This window comes from Raineya sp. (assembly GCF_053497555.1).
Map to the genome: position 1 here is coordinate 1 of NZ_JBRCWE010000034.1, position 17,966 is coordinate 17,966.

A 17,966-nucleotide genomic window follows, 5' to 3' on the forward strand; every position below is an offset into this window, starting at 1 on the left:
TTTTGGAGAGGGGCTGGGGGTGAGGTCAAAAAACAAAGTATAACAAAAAAACTAAATTTTTTAACAAATTGTATTTCAAACACTTTGTACTTATAACTCACGTCTACAACTTTTGAGCGGCTCTCCGAAAACATTTAGCTGTCCCATTTTACTTTTTCTCTTGATTTTCTTCGTAAGTGTAACCCATTCTGTTTCTTACCAAAAACTCCATATAGGTTGTTTTGATAAACTCATCATTTTGCATTTCAAGGGCTTTTTCGTAGCAAAAAAGAGCATCAAATAATAACTTTTTCTCCTCAAAGAAACGAGCCAACAAGAGATAATCTATGGCTGTTTCGGGGCGAAAATCCTTTATTTCTTTCTGTATATTACTTCTGTTGCGAGCTTCTAAAAGGCTAATGCTAAAACTGCCCTTTGCATTTTCGTTTTCTGCTTCATAGATAATCACTTCATAATTTCCCAAGCCGTCTTTATCTTTTTTGAGCAAGCTAAAATCAAAAGTAAATTTAGGCTTACTTGCTTCCAAAAGAGCAACTGTTTCGCCGCTAAGCATTTTTATTCGCACATAGTATTTTTTTCCTTCTTCACCTATCCAAGCAATGGTTGCACTATTTCCATAAAGATAAGAATTTTCACTTTCAGGAGGAACAACAAGCGGTATAGTTTTATCTATAACAATGGATTTCCTCTCACGAGAAACTGCCCCTGTAATTGCCATATATTTCCTATGATTTTTGTTGATGTCTTGCTTTTCGGCTTTGGTCATTTCGCCGAGCACAAAACTACCATATTTGGCAAAGGTGGAAGAACCCTGTGCAGGAATTTTGAAATTACTAAGCAGATACTCCCCTTTTTGTCGGATTTCAAGCGTTTTCCCTGTTTTTTCGTGCATCAGGTTGATATAGCTATTTTCGCCAACTACAACAACATCGGAGTTTTTGAGTGAAGTACCAATAAAAATTTTCTTTTTGGTAGCTTTCAAGGTATTGTTGCCGTAGCTATGCAATACTTTGAAATCTTGTGCCAGTAGTAGATGCGTGCAAGCAAGAAAGATAAATGAAAAAATTTTAGCCATAGTTTTAATAGTTTTGATTAGCGATATAACTTGAATTTACTCTTTGATTTCCCCAAACATAGGCTTATTTTTTAGTTTTGGGCTGGGGCGGTCCGAAGGCATCAGCAAATTCTTTCTTAATCCTATCATCAACGAAATCCGCTGTTTCGCTGATTTCTTTCATCATATCTACTACCTCGTCAGAATCCAAACCTTCCAGATAACGCGAGGCAGTCAGATAAATTTCGTTATCAAAAATTTCAAATCTTTCGGTAATAAAAGAGCTATTCATTTCCAGCAGGCGGCGATAAAATTGCCTTTGCTTACGGCGAGGCATTTCAGAAATATGTGCCATCATCGCAAGCGTTTTTTGCTCACCTTCGGAAGTAGGTGTAGAATTGAGCATTACTCTGATAGTAGCTGAGCCTCGCTTGAAAATCCAAGCACCCTGAATGGGAGCTTTGGCGTCATTAGGGTTAATTCCCAACTTTTTGAAAGCATCTTCTACGGTTCTGATGTAATCTAAATGCGACATAAGCCTAAAATTTTATGATAAATGTACTAAAACAAAGCTGTTTTTTGAAAATTTTTCACTCAAAAAAATCTTTCAACATCAAGAAAACAATTCCTGAAAATCATTTTTACTTTGATATAAGTTGCTCAAAAATAAGTTTTTTTCAAGAAAAAGCAAATTTTATACCTTTTTTTCAAAAATCTAAAAAAAGAGGTAATTGTTCAGGTCTAATTTGCAGTGGGGAAACAGGAAACAAGAGGCAAAAGCAGGATTTTAGACAATTGAAGTCAGCAAAAAAGACAAAGAAATGCCCATCTAAGCTTAACTTTTTAAGCGTAAATGAAAGAGAATAAAAACACGAAAAAACTACTTGCTTCTGATAGCTTCCACGGGGTCTAAGGTAGAGGCATTCCAAGCAGGAATGATACCCGCCAAAAGCCCTGCCATAGCCGAAACCCCAAAGCCTACAAGTACATTTTTTAGGCTCATTTGCAGTTCAAGAGAATCTTGGGGAATGAGTGTTATCAAAAATACCAACCCTATACCAATAGCTCCACCTATTAGGCTTAAAAATATAGCTTCAAAAAGGAATTGCAAAAGAATAAAATAGTTTTTTGCACCCAAAGCCTTTTGTATGCCAATAATATGTGTTCGCTCTTTTACTGAAACAAACATAATATTAGCAATGCCAAAAACGCCAACTAATATCGCAAAAGAGCCAATAATTGCTCCTGCAAAACTAATTACGCCGAAAATACTACTTACCTCACGGGCAATCATTTCAGGACGATTGAGAGCAAAGTTATCTTCATCTTTGGGTTTTAAGCCTCTTTTAATTCGCATCAAACTGCGGGTTTCTGCTTCAAGATTCATCAGGTCTTTATCTTCATCAAAACCCTTCAAAGAAATTGTTGGCTGAATACCAAAAATGCTGATTTTATACATTCTCGTAAAAGCACTATACGGAACAATGCACTGAATATCCCGCCGAGGTGCTCCTAAAAAATTCTCCCCTTCTCTTTCCATTACACCAATAATGGTAAATTTTCGTCCCTTGATACGAATTTCCTTGCCCAAAGGGTTTTGCCCTGTAAAAAGTTTTTTAGCGACTTCATCACCAATCAGCACAACATTTCTGCCCGCTTCTACTTCTTTTTGTGAAAAATATCGCCCTTCACGAATTTTCACCTCCGAAACCTTGGAATAGCCATACGTTGCCCCTATTACACTCACCCCCTCCATACTATTGCCCAAGTATTTGGTTGTAGCATTAGGACGTACCACATACAAAGCTACTCCCGATGCTGTTTTCAGGTTTTCCTCCAAAAACTTCATTTCCTCTAAATTTGCCACAGGACGATTGATGTACCGCCACCAAGGGTAGTCGGGACCGAAAATCCAAGGCCATTTTTGTACATAAATCACTTTATCACCCAAAAAAGCCAAACTCTGCCTGATGCTTCGTTCCAAAGAATCTACCACCGTGAAAATAGTGATAATGGCAAAAATCCCTATTGTTACCCCCAAAAGCGATAGAATAGTACGCAAAAGATTAGCCCGCAAGGCTTGCAGTGCAAAAGAAAAACTTTCCCAAATCAGACGAGTAAGCAATAGCATAGATAGCAGAAAATATACACATTCAACGCAAAGATAAGCAAAATCTTGTATTTGCTCTTATATGTTTAGAGATTGACAAAGATAAAAACACAGACGCAAGGCGTGAGAAACAAGAACAGGAAAAAAAGCAGGAAACAGGATTTTTAGAAAATTGATTCAGATACCCAAAAGCAAACTTTTGAAATTTCAAACCTTTAAGCCTTATCAATTAAGCCCAAACTTGCAAAAGATGAGCAAAGATTTTTACAATAAAAAAAAGAACCTCCACAAAAGTATTTTTTTCTTGTGGGTTTTCTTGCGAAATAGTATTGATTTTAGGTTTTTTATCGCTTTCGCTGGATTTATTTTCTTTGTTGGGGGTACTTGTAGGCGTGCCATTATTTTCTTTTTTAAGAATGGGAATTTTGACTTCGCCTTTATTTTTTACATACTTTTTTTCGGTATTTTTATCTTTTTCTTTGTTTTTGCGAGGAATATTTTCTTGTTCAAAAATTTCGTTTCCACTCATTACCAAAGACTGCCCACTTGTGGAAAGTACCGCAAGCAATAATAAAATGCTCAAAAAATACTTCAAAAAGGGCATTTAGAAAAATTTTTAATCTTTGGTAAAAACGTAAAACTCAGCACTTGTGCTTTCAGGCAAACAAAATGCCTTAAACTTGATTTAAGAGAGAAAAAAATCTTTTATTTGCACCAAAGTTAAAACAAATTCTTTGAAAAACAAAACTTTAACTCAAAATTTATGACTTACCCTTACGTAATTGCAGGCACAGGAGCGGCAGGATTGAGTTTAGCATTTTATTTGGCACAAACTTCTTTACGCAACCAAAAAATACTTCTCATAGATAAGAACCTCAAAAATCAGAACGATAGAACTTGGTGTTTTTGGCAAAAACAAAACTCCCCTTTTGAAGAAATTATTTTTCGTAAATGGCAGAAAATCGCTTTTTTTAGTCGTTTCTTGGAAAAAACTTTGGATATTGCACCATACAGCTACAAAATGATACGTGGGATTGATTTTTATCAATACACGCAAAACTTTATTCAAAGAAACAGCAATTTTGAATTTCTACAAGCAGAAATTTACGAGATACAAGAAAACAGCGAAGAAGTTATTTTACAGACCTCCCAAGGAGAAATAAGAGCAAAATATGTTTTCAATGGGCTTTGGCAACTGCCCCAAAACTTTGAACGCAAGAAAGGATATTTTTATTGGTTTCAGCACTTCAAAGGCTGGTTTCTGAAAACACAAGAAGCTAAATTTGAAGCAGATAGAATGTATTATATGGATTTTCGTGTACCTCAAAAAAAGCGTGAAGTCCGATTTGGCTATGTACTACCTTTTAGCTCCCAAGAGGCATTAGTAGAGTTCACCGTATTTTCAAATCATTTGCTAAGCTCACAAGAATACTTAACAGAACTAAAAAACTATGCCGAAAATATTTTAGGCTTGCAAAACTACGAAATCAGTGAAACGGAATTTGGGGTTATCCCTATGTTTGATGCACCCTTTTTGAGCCAAAAACCTCAAAGAATTATCCCTATCGGCACGCGAGCAGGTGCGGCAAAAGCCAGCACAGGCTTTGCCTTTGATAGAATACAAAAGCAAACGCATTTCATTGCAGAAAATTTAGCCAAAAGCGGTAAAATAACCTTACCCAAAGAAAAAAAACAATATCATCTCTACGATAGTGCCTTGCTCAACGTAATAGAGCAAAACCGAATGAGTAGCGAAGAAGTGTTCAGCATACTTTTCGCCAAACACCCTATCAAGCGGATTTTTAGATTTTTAGATGAGGAAAGCAGTTGGTACGAAGATATACAAATAATGAACGCTATGCCCTGGAAACCCTTTTTGCAAGCAATTTTTGAAAATTGGAAAAATAGAAGTTAATCGCTATCCTCCATTTTTATCATATTGAAATTTATGCCTACTTGTGCTTGCATATCTTCAGCTTCTTCGTAGGTGCTATCTTCTTCATCTACATAATACCAGTTGATAGTTACATTTCCGCCTTGGTCTTTATACTTTTTGAGCATAATCACCATTTCCTGAATAGCCCTTGCCGAAGAAGTATTGAAATACGTAAGTTTGAAATTCATTTCAATAGGCTTGCGTATTTTTACGATATACTCTTCCAGCCAAGCAATAAGCCTATTGAAAAACTCAAAAGTTTCCTCCTGATACGATTCGCCTGAAATAGTACAAATACCCGTAGAAGCCGAAAAGTTTACGTCAGGTGTAAAATATGTCTTTTTTTCACCTCTGATAATCAAATCTTCCATAACTCAATCTGTTTTTTTGTTAATTTGAGCAGTAATGAGTGCATATTGCGTATTTTGAAAATGAATTGCATCTAAAAGAATGGGATTGGCAGATTTGAGAGCCACTTCCACTAATCCTACATTGCCACTACTTGCCTTGTCTTGGATAGCCTCATCACGGAATTTCATTTTCAGGTTTCGCAGTCCTTTTCTATCCAAAACATTGATTTTATTCACTCGGGCGTGCAGTCTTTGCATTTGTTCATTGCTTACTTGGTTGAGCGTAGCAATTTTTACGTAATTTTTGTGATCAAAAATATAAAAAGCCCCTATTCCTACATCCTTATTGATGATAGAAACCTCGGTACGTTGTTGGGAATAGGAATTTACATTTTGAGCAAGTTCTACAAAAATAGCAAAGAGCTTCTCACGCAATTTATCATCAAGCACCAAATCATTACGAATATGATGGCTAATTTCTACAATCACAGGATACGAAAATATACCTTTGTAGAAAAATAATATTTCATCAGCTAAGTTTTCAAATAAATGTAGCATAATTTATCATTGTTCCGTTTGCATAAGCATTTTTTCAGGATAAACGACATTTTCTTGCGGAAAAATATCCAATAAATTAAATTTTAGCATAAGTTGGGCAGTGGCAATCACATCTTTTTCGCAGTATCGGGCAATTCTATCAAAATCTTTATCTTCCCAAAACACTTTTCCTACCATACTGCCGTCTATATCGTCTTTGGGCGTTGGTATTTCAAACAAATGGCAAAGAAGCTCTAATTTGGTAAAACTTTTAATATCTCCAAAACGCCATAGTTCCATTGTATCTACGAGGTGCAAAATATCCCAAGGCTTTTTGCCACGAATTTCAAGGGCTTCGGGCAAAGGCATCTGATTGACCATATATCTGCGGCACAAATACGGAAAATCAAATTCTTTTCCGTTATGAGCTACTAAATAATGAAAAAGCCATTCATTGCTCAATTTGTTGCCATTGGTATCAAAAATTCTCCTGCCATTTTTATCAATCAAGTTGCCGTAGCCATCAATTTTGCCTGTTTTTTTATCTAAAAAGTTCTTAAAGTCTGCCAAAAGTTGCTTTTCATTTTCGCCATAAAAAGATTTTACCCTAAAATACAACTGCTCGTTTTTTTCGTAGATAAAGCCACAACTAATACACACTATTCGTCCAAATTCTGCATAAATAGCGGCTTTTTCGTAGTATTTTTCTTCCGCAGAGGCTTCTTTGGGTTCAAGGTTTTGGGATTTGTGTTCCCACATTTTTTGCATTCCTTCGGAAAGTTCCTGAAAACTTTGAGTAGCTCGTGCTGTTTCAATGTCCAAAAATAACATTCTCGTAATTTGCTCTTTGCTATACATCATAAACTTTTCGTGAATTTTGTGTTAAATGCGAAAATATATGCTTTTCAGAGCAAAAAGACAAGAAAAAAAAGTGTTTTTTTAACGAAATGGCTATTGCAAGAAACGGGAAATCTTGAAGTTTTTGTTTTCAAAACTACTATCTACTTCAAAAAGAAATTGAGGGGGTTTATCTTTGTTGATATAGTAAAACTTTTCGCCAACAGGTTTTTCAAAACGATACTTTGAGCCACTCTGCAACATTACTTTATTTTTACTCACTACCAATGTAATATTTTGAGGCAAATCGTTTTGCAAGGTAAATGAAACAAGAGCGTTGTGAGATAGTTCTTGCAAACTAATGCTCCCCATAAGTATCAGCAATCCGAGAAAAAGAATGTAAATACGTCTTTTCATAAGCAAAAAATAACCCACTATACAAAGATAGTGGGAAGCTATATGAAGGGGTAAAATATTTAACGAAAACAAAAGTTTTCTTTACGAAACAGCTAAATTATTGAGCCAATCCGTTGATAAGTTCTATTTTAGCTCTGATGGCATCTATAAGGACTTGTGGCGGTGAAATTTTTTGCAAACGGCTTTGCAATAGCTCTTTGATAGATTTTTCCAAATCGTGTTCTTCGTAGCAAGGCAAACATTTTTCAATTTTACTTACCAATTGTGGCGTAATTTCCACAACATTTTCATTATCCAAGATTGTGTAAATTGTTTCCAAACAGCAACAAGTACAAGGTTGTGATTTAGGTGTTGTTTCTTGTGGGTTCATAGTTTCAAGATTTTTGCAAATAACCGAGTTTTTTCGCATAATCAGTGAGTTTTTCTCGCAGAAGCCCGCGGGCTCTGTGCAAACGAGAACGCACCGTGCCTATCGGAATATCCAAGATTTTTGCCATTTCTTCGTAAGTAAATCCTTCTATATCGCAAAGAATAATAGCAATTCTAAAATCTACATCGAGCGAATTGATTGCATTAGCTACTTCATCGCCTATAAGTTCTTGGACGGTCTCGTTTCGTAAATCGGTAGTAGCTTCAATTTCAGGCTCAAACTCTTCAGAATTATAGTAAGTTTCAACTTCCTGATAATCTACTTTGGAAGGTTGCTTACTTTTTCTGCGAAAATCGTTGATGAAACTATTTTTCAATATTCTAAACAACCAAGCCTTGGCATTAGTTCCTTTTTCAAAGGAATCTATGAAACGAAAGGCTTTCAGATAAGTATCTTGGACAAGGTCGTTGGCATCATCTTCATCAAGGGTAAGCCGAAAAGCAAAATTATACATAGAATCCAGATGAGGGATAAGTTCCTCATTGAATATTTTATGTTTTTCGGCTTCGGTGTAGGTGGTAGTTTCCATAAAAATTCAAAAAGCCTGCCAAGATAACGCTTTTTTAGAAATTTTGTTATGCCTTGCTACATTTTTATCCCTATAATCAGCACATCATCAATCTGACTAAAATTGCCCTTCCATTCATTAAATTCTTTTTCCAAGAAAACTTTTTGCTCATCTATTTTCATCAAAGCGGCTTTCTGCAATAATTCTTTGAATTTGCGATAGCCCAGTTTTTTCTTTTTTTCGCCTCCGAATTGGTCTTGATAGCCATCGGAAAAAAGATACAGCATATCATCTTTTTCCAATTGAAAGCTCTGCTCTGCAAAATCTTTCTCTTCTCTACTGCTCCCTCCAATGATATGCCTATCAAAAGGTAACTCTATCAGCACCTCATTTCTTACAACATACACAGGCGTACTTGCCGAAACGTATTGCAGTTCAAGCGTTTTCGTATTGATTTTACAAAGAGCAATCACAAGCCCATCTTGTGTGGGTTCTTCATCAGGCTGAACGTTTTTGTGAAGCAACTTAACAAGACCTTTATCAAAAATTGTAAGTAATTCGCCCAAATTTTGATATTCTTTTCTGAAAAAAGCATAATCCAGACTGATATTCGCCATAGTAGCCATAATAGCTCCGGGTACGCCGTGCCCCGTGCAATCGGCGGCGGCAATATAAAAACAATTCTCATCTCCCTGAAACCAATAGAAATCCCCACTCACTACATCACGAGGCTGATAGAAAACAAAATGTTCTTTCAAAAATTTGCTCATATATCTTTCGCTCGGCAAAATCGCATTCTGTATCCGTTGAGCATAGCGAATACTGGATAAAATATTCTCTCTTGTGCGTTCAATTTCATTTTTGGCATTTTCCAGTGCTATATTGCTTTGGGTAAGCTCTTCTTTCTGTTCCTCCAATTCCCGAGTCCTTTTCAGAACTTCTCTTTCCAGATTCTTACTCAAATAAGCCACTTTCGCATAAGCCTTTGCTATACGATAAGAAATTGTAAAGGATTGAAAAAATAAAAACAAAAGCATTCCCAACGAAGTAATATTGGCATAGTTGAATAAAATGATGCCCTGATGATGCAATGTTTCTAAAAAACTAAAAATCAGAGGCATAAAAAAGGCAAGTAGAATCAAATATGCTTCTTTTACTCCTTTGCGTTTGGCTTTTACACAGGCATAAATTTCCAAAATGTACAAAGCATAAATCACCAAATAGTAGATAGGAATGGTATGCAAGTACGTAGGAATAGGCAAGAAAGCCAGCAAAAGCATTCCAACAGCCATAATCACCGCAATCCGAAAGGCTTTTCGGCTCAAAATACCAGGCAAAAGAGCATCAAGAAAAAGCAAAATAGCGAGCGGTAAAGCATAAGCCGAAAAAAATTCGGCTTTCATCATCAGTTCAAAACTGCTATTGGGGAAAATTTCACGCCAATATTGCGAACCCACACTCAATAAAGAAGTTCTTAAAACGACTAATAAGCATATTACCACCAAATACAGCGAATCGTGGTTGCTTTGGCGGCGTGAAAGGAAAAAGTACAAAATACTATGAAACACCGCCATAAATATCAAAGCCCCCATTATGAAAAGCTCAAAATCGTGTATTTTTTTATTTTTCCGATATACTTCTTTCCAACCGCCCAGATACATTGGGTAATAAATTCCCCCACGAAAATGCTCATAATTGCTGATTTGAAACGTAATTTGTAGGGTATTGTTTGTAAGAAACTGATTGGGGATTTTGATAATATTTTTCTGATAAGAAGCTACCGAGCTATCTGCCGAAGTAGCAAAATTGCCCATACTTGTAAAAAGGGAATCGTTGAACCACAAACGATATGCCGTAGCTACATTGGGGAGTTCTAAGCCCAAATCTTTGCTTCCCTGTGGCAATTTGATAAGCAAGCTATAAGTGGCAAAGCCCTGCGGCGGATAGCCTTTTTTGTTCCACTCGGCGGGAAGGGGCAAAAAAGTTTGGCTTTGCAGTATTTCTTTGGGAGAAAGTTCTTTCCGCCAAGCAAAAAAAAACTCTCCTTTCAGGCGTAGTAGCTCTATTTTCTCCTCTTTGGAAAGGTCTAAAATGCCTCTTTGGGCTACAAAATGCTGTTTTTCTTTCCAGCAACTCGTAAGCCCCAAGAGCAAAAAAATACTCACTATGTAAATTTTTTTACGCAAAGCAGAAATTGTTTCCGTGAAAAATTACAAAAATTTACGTGAGCCAACAAATACTTTGTACTAAAAAAATTTAGTCTTACGCTCTAATCCAATATTTTAACTGATTCTTGTATCTTACTTACCCCTCTCAATAGCCGTTCCTTAACAAGGTATTCAAAAATATAGATAATCAAATTTGTAAAAATATGAAAAAAAAATTACAAGACGTAGCAAGCGATGTTGTCGCTCAGAGCGACAACATCGCTCTAAATTATTTTTGGGAAACAAAAACTTTCAGGAACAGCCAAATACTTATCTATCCACTTCGCCCATTACGAAATCCAGTGAGCCAACAATGGCTATCAAATCGGCAATGAGTACATTTTCGGTAATTGCGGGCAATACCGAAAGATTGCAAAATGAAGCTCCACGAGCTTTACAACGAAATGGAATGTCTGATTTACCATCACTGCGAAAGAAAAAGCCAAGCTCGCCTTTGGGATTTTCTGCTCGGATATAGAAATCCATTGCTTTGGGGCGGATTTTCTTGGGAACAAGTGTTTGTGGGTCAAATTCCTTATTGCGTTTGCAGTCGGTAGTGAGTTTTTGCAAACATTGCTGAATAATTTTTACGCTTTCTTTACATTCTTGCATACGCACCCAAGTTCTATCCCAGCAGTCGCCTACACTTCCTACAATGCCCTGCCCTATGGGTACATCAAAATCTATTTCCGAATAAACAGAATAAGCGTCTATTTTTCGCAAATCATATTTAAGCCCCGAAGCCCGCAAAATAGGTCCCGAAACCCCATAATTGATAGCCACCTGCAAGGGCAACACCCCCACATTGGCAGTTCTTTGAATAAAAATTTTATTTTCCAAAAGTACGGTTTCGGTTTCTTGCAATTTGGGCAAAAGATACTGGATAAATTCTTGACATTTTTCCTCAAAACCAATAGGTAAGTCGTAAAAAAGCCCTCCTATCCAAATGTAATTGTAGAGCAATCTTGCCCCACAAGTCCATTCCAACATACGTAAGATATGCTCTCTATCACGCATCATCCACAAAAAAGGTGTAAAAGCACCAATATCAATGGCATACGTACCAATGGCAATGAAATGCGAAGCCAGCCGATTAAGCTCTGCTACCAAAACCCTGATGTATTCTACACGTTTGGGCAAATCTTTTTCAATGCCGAGCATACGCTCTACCCCCATTACAAAAGCCCATTCGTTATTCATTGCCGCTACATAATCCATTCTATCGGTGTAGGGAATAATTTGATTGTAGGGTAAGGCTTCGGCGTGTTTTTCAAAACATCTGTGTAAATAACCAATATGAGGCACAACCTTTCTGACAAGTTCTCCATCAGTAATTACTTCCAAACGCAAAACGCCGTGTGTAGAAGGGTGTTGAGGACCAAAATTGATAAGCATTTCATCATCTGCCAAATCTGTTTCCTGAAATTTGGTTGGTTCAGAGTTCTGAAAATGCTCATCACGATAGATATATTGCACCTTGGACATAAACTATTTCAAGAATTTCGTAAAGATAAGCAAATTTTATCCTTTGGCTCAAAGTGAAATGGGCAAATTTTTGAGTTCAAAAATTTTACTCTCCCACAATTCTCGTAATCGTTTAATTCTAAATTGGTAGTATAGAAACAGGAAACAACATAAAGATTTTACACCTTCCAATCTTAATCATCAAACTCTTAAAACTTCAAATTTCGGCAACTACAAAAGTGCTACCCCCTACAAAAATTAAGTCCTCTTCTTGTGCTTGTTTTTGGGCAAAAATGTAGGCATCAGTTACACTATCAAAAACTTTGTATTTCAAAGAAATTTTATTAGCAAAATAAGCAATTTTATCCACAGGCATAGCCCGCTGAATATTGGGTTGGCAGAAATAGAATTGGGCTTTTTTGGGAAAAATGGACAGCAACTTTTCTACATCTTTATCACTAACAAAACCCAAAACCAAATGCAAATCTTGATGAGGCGTTTGACTGATTTGCTCTACAACCTCCCTAATGCCTTGTTCGTTGTGGGCAATATCTGCAATAGTGAGTGGTTTTTGCCTTAAAATTTGCCACCTGCCTTTCAAATCCGTATTTTTCAGCACATTCTTTACACCTTCTCGGATAGATTTCGGAGAGATAGCATACCCCTTTTCTTGTAAAATTTGAATAGTTTTCAATACGCCCACCAAATTTTTTTTCTGATAACTACCCAACAAAGCCGATTGCAAAGAAAATATTTCTTGGGTGTGCTTATTTTGAAAGGCAAGATGCAAAAAGGGAATTTCTAAATGGCTTTCAAGCAAATGAAAAGTATCTTGGGCAAAATATAGAGGGGCATTTTCTTGCAAAGACTTTTTCAGAAACACTTCTTGCGTTTCTGCTTGTTTTTCACTAACAACTACGGGGGTATGAGGCTTGATGATACCCGCTTTTTCCGAAGCAATTTGAGCAAGCGTATCACCCAACCACTGCTGGTGGTCGTAGCCAATGGTGGTAATTACAGAAACTTCGGGCAAAATAATATTGGTAGCATCTAACCTGCCCCCCATACCCGTTTCTACTACCGCAATATCTACTTCGTTTTTGGCAAAATACCAAAACGCAAGGGCAATCATTGTTTCAAAAAAAGAGGCTTGAGTCTGCTCTATCAGGTCTTGGTATTTACTCACAAAATCGGCAAGCAAAGCCTGTTCTATTTCTTTCCCATTGATTTTTATGCGTTCTGTGAAAGATTTAAGATGTGGCGAAGTAGTTAATCCTACTTTGTAGCCTGCTTCTTGCAAAATAGATGCTAAAAAATGAGAAGTGCTACCTTTGCCGTTGGTGCCTGCAATATGAATGGATTTGAACTGCTTTTCAGGATTACCTATAGCTTTGCAAAGCAATTGTATGCGTTCCAAGCCACTTTTGTAGGCTTGCCCGCCAATATTCTGAAAAACAGGTAACTTTTGCAAAAGGAAATGAGTTGCCTCTTGGAAGTTCATAAAGTTTCAAGGTAATGGTTTGGGTATAACAAGATGCAGGAAACAGGATTTTAGAAAACAGATGTCAGACAAAAAAAGATAAATCCCTCAAAGGTTTGAACATCAAACGCTCAACTTCTGAACTTAAATAACTACTTTTCAAGAAAAAAGAAACAGGAAATAGGAAAACTTGTTTATTTTTCCTTTTTCCTGCGTTTTTTGAGGTCGAAAGCGGATTCGAACCGCTGTAAAAGGTTTTGCAGACCTCTGCCTAGCCACTCGGCCATTCGACCATTTAAGGACTGCAAAGGTAAGCAAAAATTTTATTCTATGCAAATTATTCCTTCATTTTTTTGATTTTGGGCTCATCATCTTCCTCTTCATCAGCCTCTTCCAAAGCACTTTGAGCGGCTTTTTCCATTTCCAAATAAAACTCTTCAATGCTTTTGTAGGATAATGGATTTTTCTTGAAAACGGCATTTGCCTCTTCTAAAATTTCTTCATCAATTAGTCCATTTTCAAAAAGGCTATCCAATTCGGCTTGAAACTCATTGAAGTCGGCATCTAATAGGTCGCAGGCAAAGTTAGAGATAAATTCCACATCAGCCTCAAAATCAGGCTCCTCACCAAAAATCCCCTCCTCCTCTGCTAAAACTTCAAGGCTTTCCTCCGCCAAGACAAAATCCAAAAGTTTTTGGTAAATTTTCCTAACTGCCTCTCTTTTTTCAGGATAATGCAGAGCCATTTGAGCAAGCCCCGTAGAAATAGCTGTGCGTGCATACACATCGGCATTGCCTTCAAAGAGTATGCTTTTGCAGGTATCAAGGTCTTGATGACCTAAATGACAAATGTAGGTCCAAATTTCTTCAGTGAGAAAATCGGGGTGAAAGAGGCGGTCAATATCCCAAACATCACCTTGAAGCATTTGTAAGATTTTCTTACATACTTTGCTACTTCTAATTTCACGCAAAAGCAAAATAGCGTGCAAAGGTGCGAACCTGCCTTCGTCAGAGGGCAAAGTTTCGTAATAATCGGCATTTTGAGTGGCATCATCAAGAATGGCAAGCAAATCTTGTTCTACTGCCGAGCCTAACTGCCTAATTTCCTGAATTACCTCACGAGCTATGCGGTAATCGTTGCTGTAAAGTTCTTGAACAATAGAATATTGAAATTGCATTAGAAAAATTACATTTGGTCTGTGAAAATAGCAATTTTGTCAAAATAAAAAAACTTTTCAACAAAAAATTGCTTTAATTTGCCCAAAAATCTGTAATTTTAGCTCAAAACTCAAATTGAACGTAATAGCAATGAAAAATTTTCTTAGCCTTACTTTATTTCTGTTGAGCTTTGGAGCTCTGGCACAACCCAAAACAGATAAAAACTTTGAAGAGGCTCAGAAAGCCTACAAGAAGATGCAGTATACCAAAGCCTTGGAGTTGTATCAGAAAGCCTTGCAAAACGATACAGCAAGCATTATCATCAAAGAAAAAATCGCCCACTGCTACCGAAAATTACAAGACACCGAAAATGCAGAAATTTGGTATGCCAAAGTGGTACATTCGCCCATTACAGACCCCGAAGATAAAATTTATTATGCCCAAGCCCTTGCCAGCAACAACAAGCACGCCGAAGCCCAACTTTGGTACAATGCTTATGCCAAGCAAGTAAAAGATGATAGCAGGGCTTTATCTTTTTCGCTTGCTTATCAAAATCTGCAAGATTTCTACAAAGACTCTTTGAACTTTGAAATTCGTTTAGCTCCCTTCAATTCTACGGAGTCCGATTTTTCGCCTGTTTATTGTGGCAATAATATTGTTTTTGCCTCCAACCGAAACTATCGTTCCCAAACACAATTTCAGTGGGATAATTCGCCCTTTGTAGAGCTTTTTATGTACGAAAAAAAGAAAGTAAAACCTTTCCCACTTTCACAAAAAACCAATTATCACGAAGGTCCTGCGGTATTTTCACCCAAAGGCGATACTATTATTTATACTCGCAATAGCCAAAAAAAGTCTAAACCCACCGCCGATGCCAAAGCACCCGCTTCCACAAGCAAGTTCAATAGACTGAAACTCTTTTTTGCCTACAAACAAGCGAATGGCACTTGGGGCAAAGAAAAAGAATTTCCCCACAATTCTGCCGATTTTTCTACAATGCACCCCGCTCTCAGCCCCGATGGCAAAACACTCTATTTTGTTTCGGATAGAACAGGCGGACAAGGCGGAATGGATTTGTGGGTTTCTCGCTTTGAAAATGGCAAATGGAGCGAGCCTCAAAATCTTGGCGAAACCTTCAACACACGTGGGCACGAAGTTTTCCCCTTTGTAGATAGCAAAGGAAATTTGTATTTTGCCTCCAACGGACACGGCGGGCTGGGGGGATTGGATATTTTTATAGCGGAAAATGTAGGCGGAAAACTGCTCGCACCTGTCAATTTGGGTTACCCTATCAATTCTACCAAAGATGATTTTGGCTTTTATTTCAATCCGAAAACAAAAAGGGGCTTTCTTTCTTCCAACCGAGGCGATGGACCGGGCAAAGATGATATTTATGAAGTCATTGCCCGAAAGCCTTTGAGTAGCTTCAACGAAATGATTATCCTCACACGCAACGAAAGCAATAACGAACCTGTACCACTGACCGAAATTAAAATCAATACCGAACAGAAGACCGCTGTCTATTTTACAGATGTAAATGGCATTACAAGACACTTTTTTAATAAAAGATTGCACTATCAACTCACCATCAACAAACAAGGTTTTGAAACTACCGAAATAACGCTTATTCCCGAGCAGATTGCAAGCCACCCCGAAGGCGATACTTTGGAAATTGACCTTTTCCCCGAAAGAAAAAATATCACAATCCTTAAAGCTATTGACGATTTTTCGCAAAGCAAAGTTCCTGTCTTTATGCGAATTGTGAATACTGCCACCAAGAAAGTAATTTTCAACCAAGATACTGACGGAAAATTTGAAAAAAACTTGGATAAAGGTTCTTATGAGGCTTGCTTGTGGGCAAAAGGCTATTTCGGAGATGCTGAAATCATAAAAGTTGCTGATAAAAAAGACCGCACTTTCAAACTTTTCCGCCTCAAACCTTTGCGAAAAAACGAATTGTACCTCACGCAAATTTTGTTTGAAAAAAATAGCGACAAAACCACTAAAAATAGTTCCATAGAGCTGGAAGTTTTGCAGAAAACTATGGAAAAAAATCCTGATGTAGCTATCAAAATCATTGCTTTTGCACAAGGAAATAAACAAGATGCCCAAAATATGGTTTTAGCTGAAAAAAGAGCCAAAGCCGTGCAAAACTTTTTGGTAAGCAAAAAAATTGACAAAAAACGCGTGCAAGTGCAAGGCTCTACGGAAAAAGATAATGGTGTTAGTATTCAAGTTTTAGAAATTGATGAAAACAATCAGGAAGAGCCGCTCAAATCCATTTTTGAAGATTAACTTTTCAGAAAAAAATGCAATTATTCTGCTTGTAGCAATGCACCTTGCAGGCATTTGGGGGCTTTCTTATGAACTTACTCGCCCTGTTTTTCTTGCCCTCGTTCCGTTCAATCTGCTTGCCAATTTGGCTTTGGTACTTTATTTTCACCGAATTTGGACAAAAACATTCATTGCTGTTTGCTTTTTTGTAATGCTTGCGGGTTTTGGTATAGAAGTCGCAGGCGTACAGACACAAATGATTTTTGGAAATTATTGGTACGAAACTACCTTGGGCTATAAAATTTGGGGCGTACCACTGCTCATTGCCATAAATTGGCTGATTGTCATTTATACCAGTCAGGCGGTAGTAAGTTTTTTCAAACTTTCGCCTCTGCTACACATATTGCTTGCCACCTTGCTTACGGTGGGTTTAGATATTCTCATAGAACCTGTTGCCATTCGTTTTGACTTTTGGGATTGGGCAGGGGGCGTTGTACCTTTACAAAATTACATAGGCTGGGCAGGAACAGCTTTGGTTTTTCACATCATTTTTACCTTTTCCAAATCCTTTCAAGCCAGTAAAGTTGCTGTGGCTTTGTATTTGTGTGAGATTTTGTTTTTTGTAATGTTGCAAATCTTGTAGAATTTGGGTAAATTTACCAAAATCACGATTTATGCAGACACAAGAAAAAAAACAACACTACACCTTTTCCGAATACGAAATATTGGAGCAAGAAACGGGTGAGCGTTTCCTGTACTACTACGGTGAGGTTTTCGCAATGGCAGGAACTACTCTCAGACACAACCGCATTGTCTTAAATACAGCCTTTCTATTAGAAGAGATTTTTGCAGAAAAAAAATGTCAAGTTTTTGCTGAAAATGCTAAATTAGAACTTGCAGAAAATGCCTATTATGTTTATCCTGATATTTTACTCACTTGCCACCCCGAAGATACCGCTGATGATGAACAAACCTTTATCAGATACCCTTCGCTCATTGCAGAAGTGCTTTCCGAAAGCACGCAAAGCTATGATATGCAAGAGAAAAAAAATCTGTACTTCAAAATCCCTACTTTGCAATATTATCTGCTCATTTATCCCAAAGTGCCTCGTGTAGAAATTTATGAGCGAAATGAGGATTTCTGGATTTTTAGATTTTACGAAAACCTCAACGATAACATTCCCCTTGAAAAATTAGGAACTCAA

19 protein-coding genes and 1 tRNA gene are annotated in these 17,966 nt (G+C 37.2%); 5 read left to right on the top strand and 15 right to left on the bottom strand.

Translation table 11 applies throughout. The features are described from left to right. Positions 1-148: 148 nt before the first annotated feature. A complete protein-coding gene (locus tag ACWITO_RS04185; RefSeq protein WP_448528757.1) occupies positions 149-1,075 on the bottom strand; it encodes a hypothetical protein in 927 nt (308 codons plus the stop codon). Between the two features lie 64 nt (positions 1,076-1,139). Further along, on the bottom strand, positions 1,140-1,589 hold the full coding sequence (locus tag ACWITO_RS04190; protein ID WP_448528758.1) for a hypothetical protein: 450 nt from the start codon (positions 1,587-1,589) through the stop codon (positions 1,140-1,142). A 14-nt stretch (positions 1,590-1,603) separates the two neighbouring features. Here ACWITO_RS04190 and ACWITO_RS04195 point away from each other — a divergent pair, with 14 nt between their 5' ends. After that, positions 1,604-1,921 carry a hypothetical protein gene (locus tag ACWITO_RS04195; RefSeq protein ID WP_448528759.1) on the top strand — a complete coding sequence of 106 codons (318 nt, stop codon included), beginning with the start codon at positions 1,604-1,606 and terminating at the stop codon, positions 1,919-1,921. A gap of 13 nt (positions 1,922-1,934) precedes the next feature. Here ACWITO_RS04195 and ACWITO_RS04200 read toward each other — a convergent pair whose 3' ends face one another. Both ACWITO_RS04200 and ACWITO_RS04205 read right to left on the bottom strand, forming a co-directional pair. Then, the gene (locus tag ACWITO_RS04200; RefSeq protein WP_448528760.1) at positions 1,935-3,185 is read right to left on the bottom strand and encodes an ABC transporter permease; all 1,251 of its coding nucleotides are present in this window, start codon (positions 3,183-3,185) and stop codon (positions 1,935-1,937) included. A 208-nt stretch (positions 3,186-3,393) separates the two neighbouring features. Then, positions 3,394-3,768 (bottom strand): hypothetical protein, encoded by a 375-nt coding sequence (locus ACWITO_RS04205; protein WP_448528761.1) that lies wholly within the window; start codon positions 3,766-3,768, stop codon positions 3,394-3,396. A gap of 159 nt (positions 3,769-3,927) precedes the next feature. Here ACWITO_RS04205 and ACWITO_RS04210 point away from each other — a divergent pair, with 159 nt between their 5' ends. Beyond that, entirely contained in the window at positions 3,928-5,079 is a 1,152-nt protein-coding gene (locus ACWITO_RS04210; RefSeq protein ID WP_448528762.1) for a lycopene cyclase family protein, read from the top strand. On the opposite strand, the gene ACWITO_RS04215 is transcribed toward ACWITO_RS04210, so the two are convergent. From ACWITO_RS04215 to ACWITO_RS04265, 11 genes are all read right to left on the bottom strand, one after another. Beyond that, positions 5,076-5,471, bottom strand: coding sequence for a DUF1987 domain-containing protein (locus ACWITO_RS04215; RefSeq protein WP_448528763.1), 396 nt, complete (start codon positions 5,469-5,471; stop codon positions 5,076-5,078). The genes ACWITO_RS04210 and ACWITO_RS04215 overlap by 4 nt on opposite strands. A 3-nt stretch (positions 5,472-5,474) precedes the next feature. Next, positions 5,475-6,008 (bottom strand): SiaB family protein kinase, encoded by a 534-nt coding sequence (locus ACWITO_RS04220; protein WP_448528764.1) that lies wholly within the window; start codon positions 6,006-6,008, stop codon positions 5,475-5,477. A gap of 6 nt (positions 6,009-6,014) precedes the next feature. Beyond that, entirely contained in the window at positions 6,015-6,848 is an 834-nt protein-coding gene (locus ACWITO_RS04225; RefSeq protein WP_448528765.1) for a ribonuclease H-like domain-containing protein, read from the bottom strand. Between the two features lie 90 nt (positions 6,849-6,938). Further along, positions 6,939-7,241, bottom strand: a complete 303-nt coding sequence (locus ACWITO_RS04230; protein WP_448528766.1) for a hypothetical protein — start codon at positions 7,239-7,241, stop codon at positions 6,939-6,941. Between the two features lie 97 nt (positions 7,242-7,338). Further along, positions 7,339-7,611 (bottom strand): anti-sigma factor, encoded by a 273-nt coding sequence (locus tag ACWITO_RS04235; RefSeq protein WP_448528767.1) that lies wholly within the window; start codon positions 7,609-7,611, stop codon positions 7,339-7,341. 4 nt (positions 7,612-7,615) lie between these two features. Continuing rightward, positions 7,616-8,200 carry a sigma-70 family RNA polymerase sigma factor gene (locus ACWITO_RS04240; RefSeq protein WP_101358195.1) on the bottom strand — a complete coding sequence of 195 codons (585 nt, stop codon included), beginning with the start codon at positions 8,198-8,200 and terminating at the stop codon, positions 7,616-7,618. Between the two features lie 56 nt (positions 8,201-8,256). Further along, positions 8,257-10,365 carry a PP2C family protein-serine/threonine phosphatase gene (locus ACWITO_RS04245; protein WP_448528768.1) on the bottom strand — a complete coding sequence of 703 codons (2,109 nt, stop codon included), beginning with the start codon at positions 10,363-10,365 and terminating at the stop codon, positions 8,257-8,259. Between the two features lie 291 nt (positions 10,366-10,656). Then, the gene (locus ACWITO_RS04250) at positions 10,657-11,871 is read right to left on the bottom strand and encodes an NADH-quinone oxidoreductase subunit D (RefSeq protein ID WP_448528769.1); all 1,215 of its coding nucleotides are present in this window, start codon (positions 11,869-11,871) and stop codon (positions 10,657-10,659) included. A 196-nt stretch (positions 11,872-12,067) separates the two neighbouring features. Continuing rightward, the gene (locus tag ACWITO_RS04255; RefSeq protein WP_448528770.1) at positions 12,068-13,351 is read right to left on the bottom strand and encodes a bifunctional folylpolyglutamate synthase/dihydrofolate synthase; all 1,284 of its coding nucleotides are present in this window, start codon (positions 13,349-13,351) and stop codon (positions 12,068-12,070) included. Between the two features lie 201 nt (positions 13,352-13,552). Then, positions 13,553-13,623 (bottom strand) — tRNA-Cys (locus ACWITO_RS04260). Between the two features lie 44 nt (positions 13,624-13,667). Next, positions 13,668-14,507: a DUF1186 domain-containing protein gene (locus ACWITO_RS04265; protein ID WP_448528771.1), complete on the bottom strand. Its 840-nt coding sequence runs from the start codon at positions 14,505-14,507 to the stop codon at positions 13,668-13,670. Positions 14,508-14,637: 130 nt separating this feature from the next. Here ACWITO_RS04265 and ACWITO_RS04270 point away from each other — a divergent pair, with 130 nt between their 5' ends. From ACWITO_RS04270 to ACWITO_RS04280, 3 genes are all read left to right on the top strand, one after another. Further along, a complete protein-coding gene (locus ACWITO_RS04270; RefSeq protein ID WP_448528772.1) occupies positions 14,638-16,782 on the top strand; it encodes an OmpA family protein in 2,145 nt (714 codons plus the stop codon). Beyond that, positions 16,772-17,404: a carotenoid biosynthesis protein gene (locus tag ACWITO_RS04275; protein WP_448528773.1), complete on the top strand. Its 633-nt coding sequence runs from the start codon at positions 16,772-16,774 to the stop codon at positions 17,402-17,404. Before ACWITO_RS04270 ends, ACWITO_RS04275 begins: the two co-directional genes overlap by 11 nt. A gap of 31 nt (positions 17,405-17,435) precedes the next feature. Beyond that, a partial coding sequence (locus tag ACWITO_RS04280) for a Uma2 family endonuclease (protein WP_448528774.1) occupies positions 17,436-17,966 on the top strand: 531 nt, incomplete at its 3' end.

Excerpts from the sequence above, each read along its gene's own strand:
- ACWITO_RS04185 (WP_448528757.1), bottom strand. The coding sequence starts at position 1,075 with ATGGCTAAAATTTTTTCATTTATCTTTCTTGCTTGCACGCATCTACTA.
- ACWITO_RS04190 (WP_448528758.1), bottom strand. The coding sequence starts at position 1,589 with ATGTCGCATTTAGATTACATCAGAACCGTAGAAGATGCTTTCAAAAAG.
- ACWITO_RS04195 (WP_448528759.1), top strand. The coding sequence starts at position 1,604 with ATGATAAATGTACTAAAACAAAGCTGTTTTTTGAAAATTTTTCACTCA.
- ACWITO_RS04200 (WP_448528760.1), bottom strand. The coding sequence starts at position 3,185 with ATGCTATTGCTTACTCGTCTGATTTGGGAAAGTTTTTCTTTTGCACTG.
- ACWITO_RS04205 (WP_448528761.1), bottom strand. The coding sequence starts at position 3,768 with ATGCCCTTTTTGAAGTATTTTTTGAGCATTTTATTATTGCTTGCGGTA.
- ACWITO_RS04210 (WP_448528762.1), top strand. The coding sequence starts at position 3,928 with ATGACTTACCCTTACGTAATTGCAGGCACAGGAGCGGCAGGATTGAGT.
- ACWITO_RS04215 (WP_448528763.1), bottom strand. The coding sequence starts at position 5,471 with ATGGAAGATTTGATTATCAGAGGTGAAAAAAAGACATATTTTACACCT.
- ACWITO_RS04220 (WP_448528764.1), bottom strand. The coding sequence starts at position 6,008 with ATGCTACATTTATTTGAAAACTTAGCTGATGAAATATTATTTTTCTAC.
- ACWITO_RS04225 (WP_448528765.1), bottom strand. The coding sequence starts at position 6,848 with ATGATGTATAGCAAAGAGCAAATTACGAGAATGTTATTTTTGGACATT.
- ACWITO_RS04230 (WP_448528766.1), bottom strand. The coding sequence starts at position 7,241 with ATGAAAAGACGTATTTACATTCTTTTTCTCGGATTGCTGATACTTATG.
- ACWITO_RS04235 (WP_448528767.1), bottom strand. The coding sequence starts at position 7,611 with ATGAACCCACAAGAAACAACACCTAAATCACAACCTTGTACTTGTTGC.
- ACWITO_RS04240 (WP_101358195.1), bottom strand. The coding sequence starts at position 8,200 with ATGGAAACTACCACCTACACCGAAGCCGAAAAACATAAAATATTCAAT.
- ACWITO_RS04250 (WP_448528769.1), bottom strand. The coding sequence starts at position 11,871 with ATGTCCAAGGTGCAATATATCTATCGTGATGAGCATTTTCAGAACTCT.
- ACWITO_RS04255 (WP_448528770.1), bottom strand. The coding sequence starts at position 13,351 with ATGAACTTCCAAGAGGCAACTCATTTCCTTTTGCAAAAGTTACCTGTT.
- ACWITO_RS04265 (WP_448528771.1), bottom strand. The coding sequence starts at position 14,507 with ATGCAATTTCAATATTCTATTGTTCAAGAACTTTACAGCAACGATTAC.
- ACWITO_RS04270 (WP_448528772.1), top strand. The coding sequence starts at position 14,638 with ATGAAAAATTTTCTTAGCCTTACTTTATTTCTGTTGAGCTTTGGAGCT.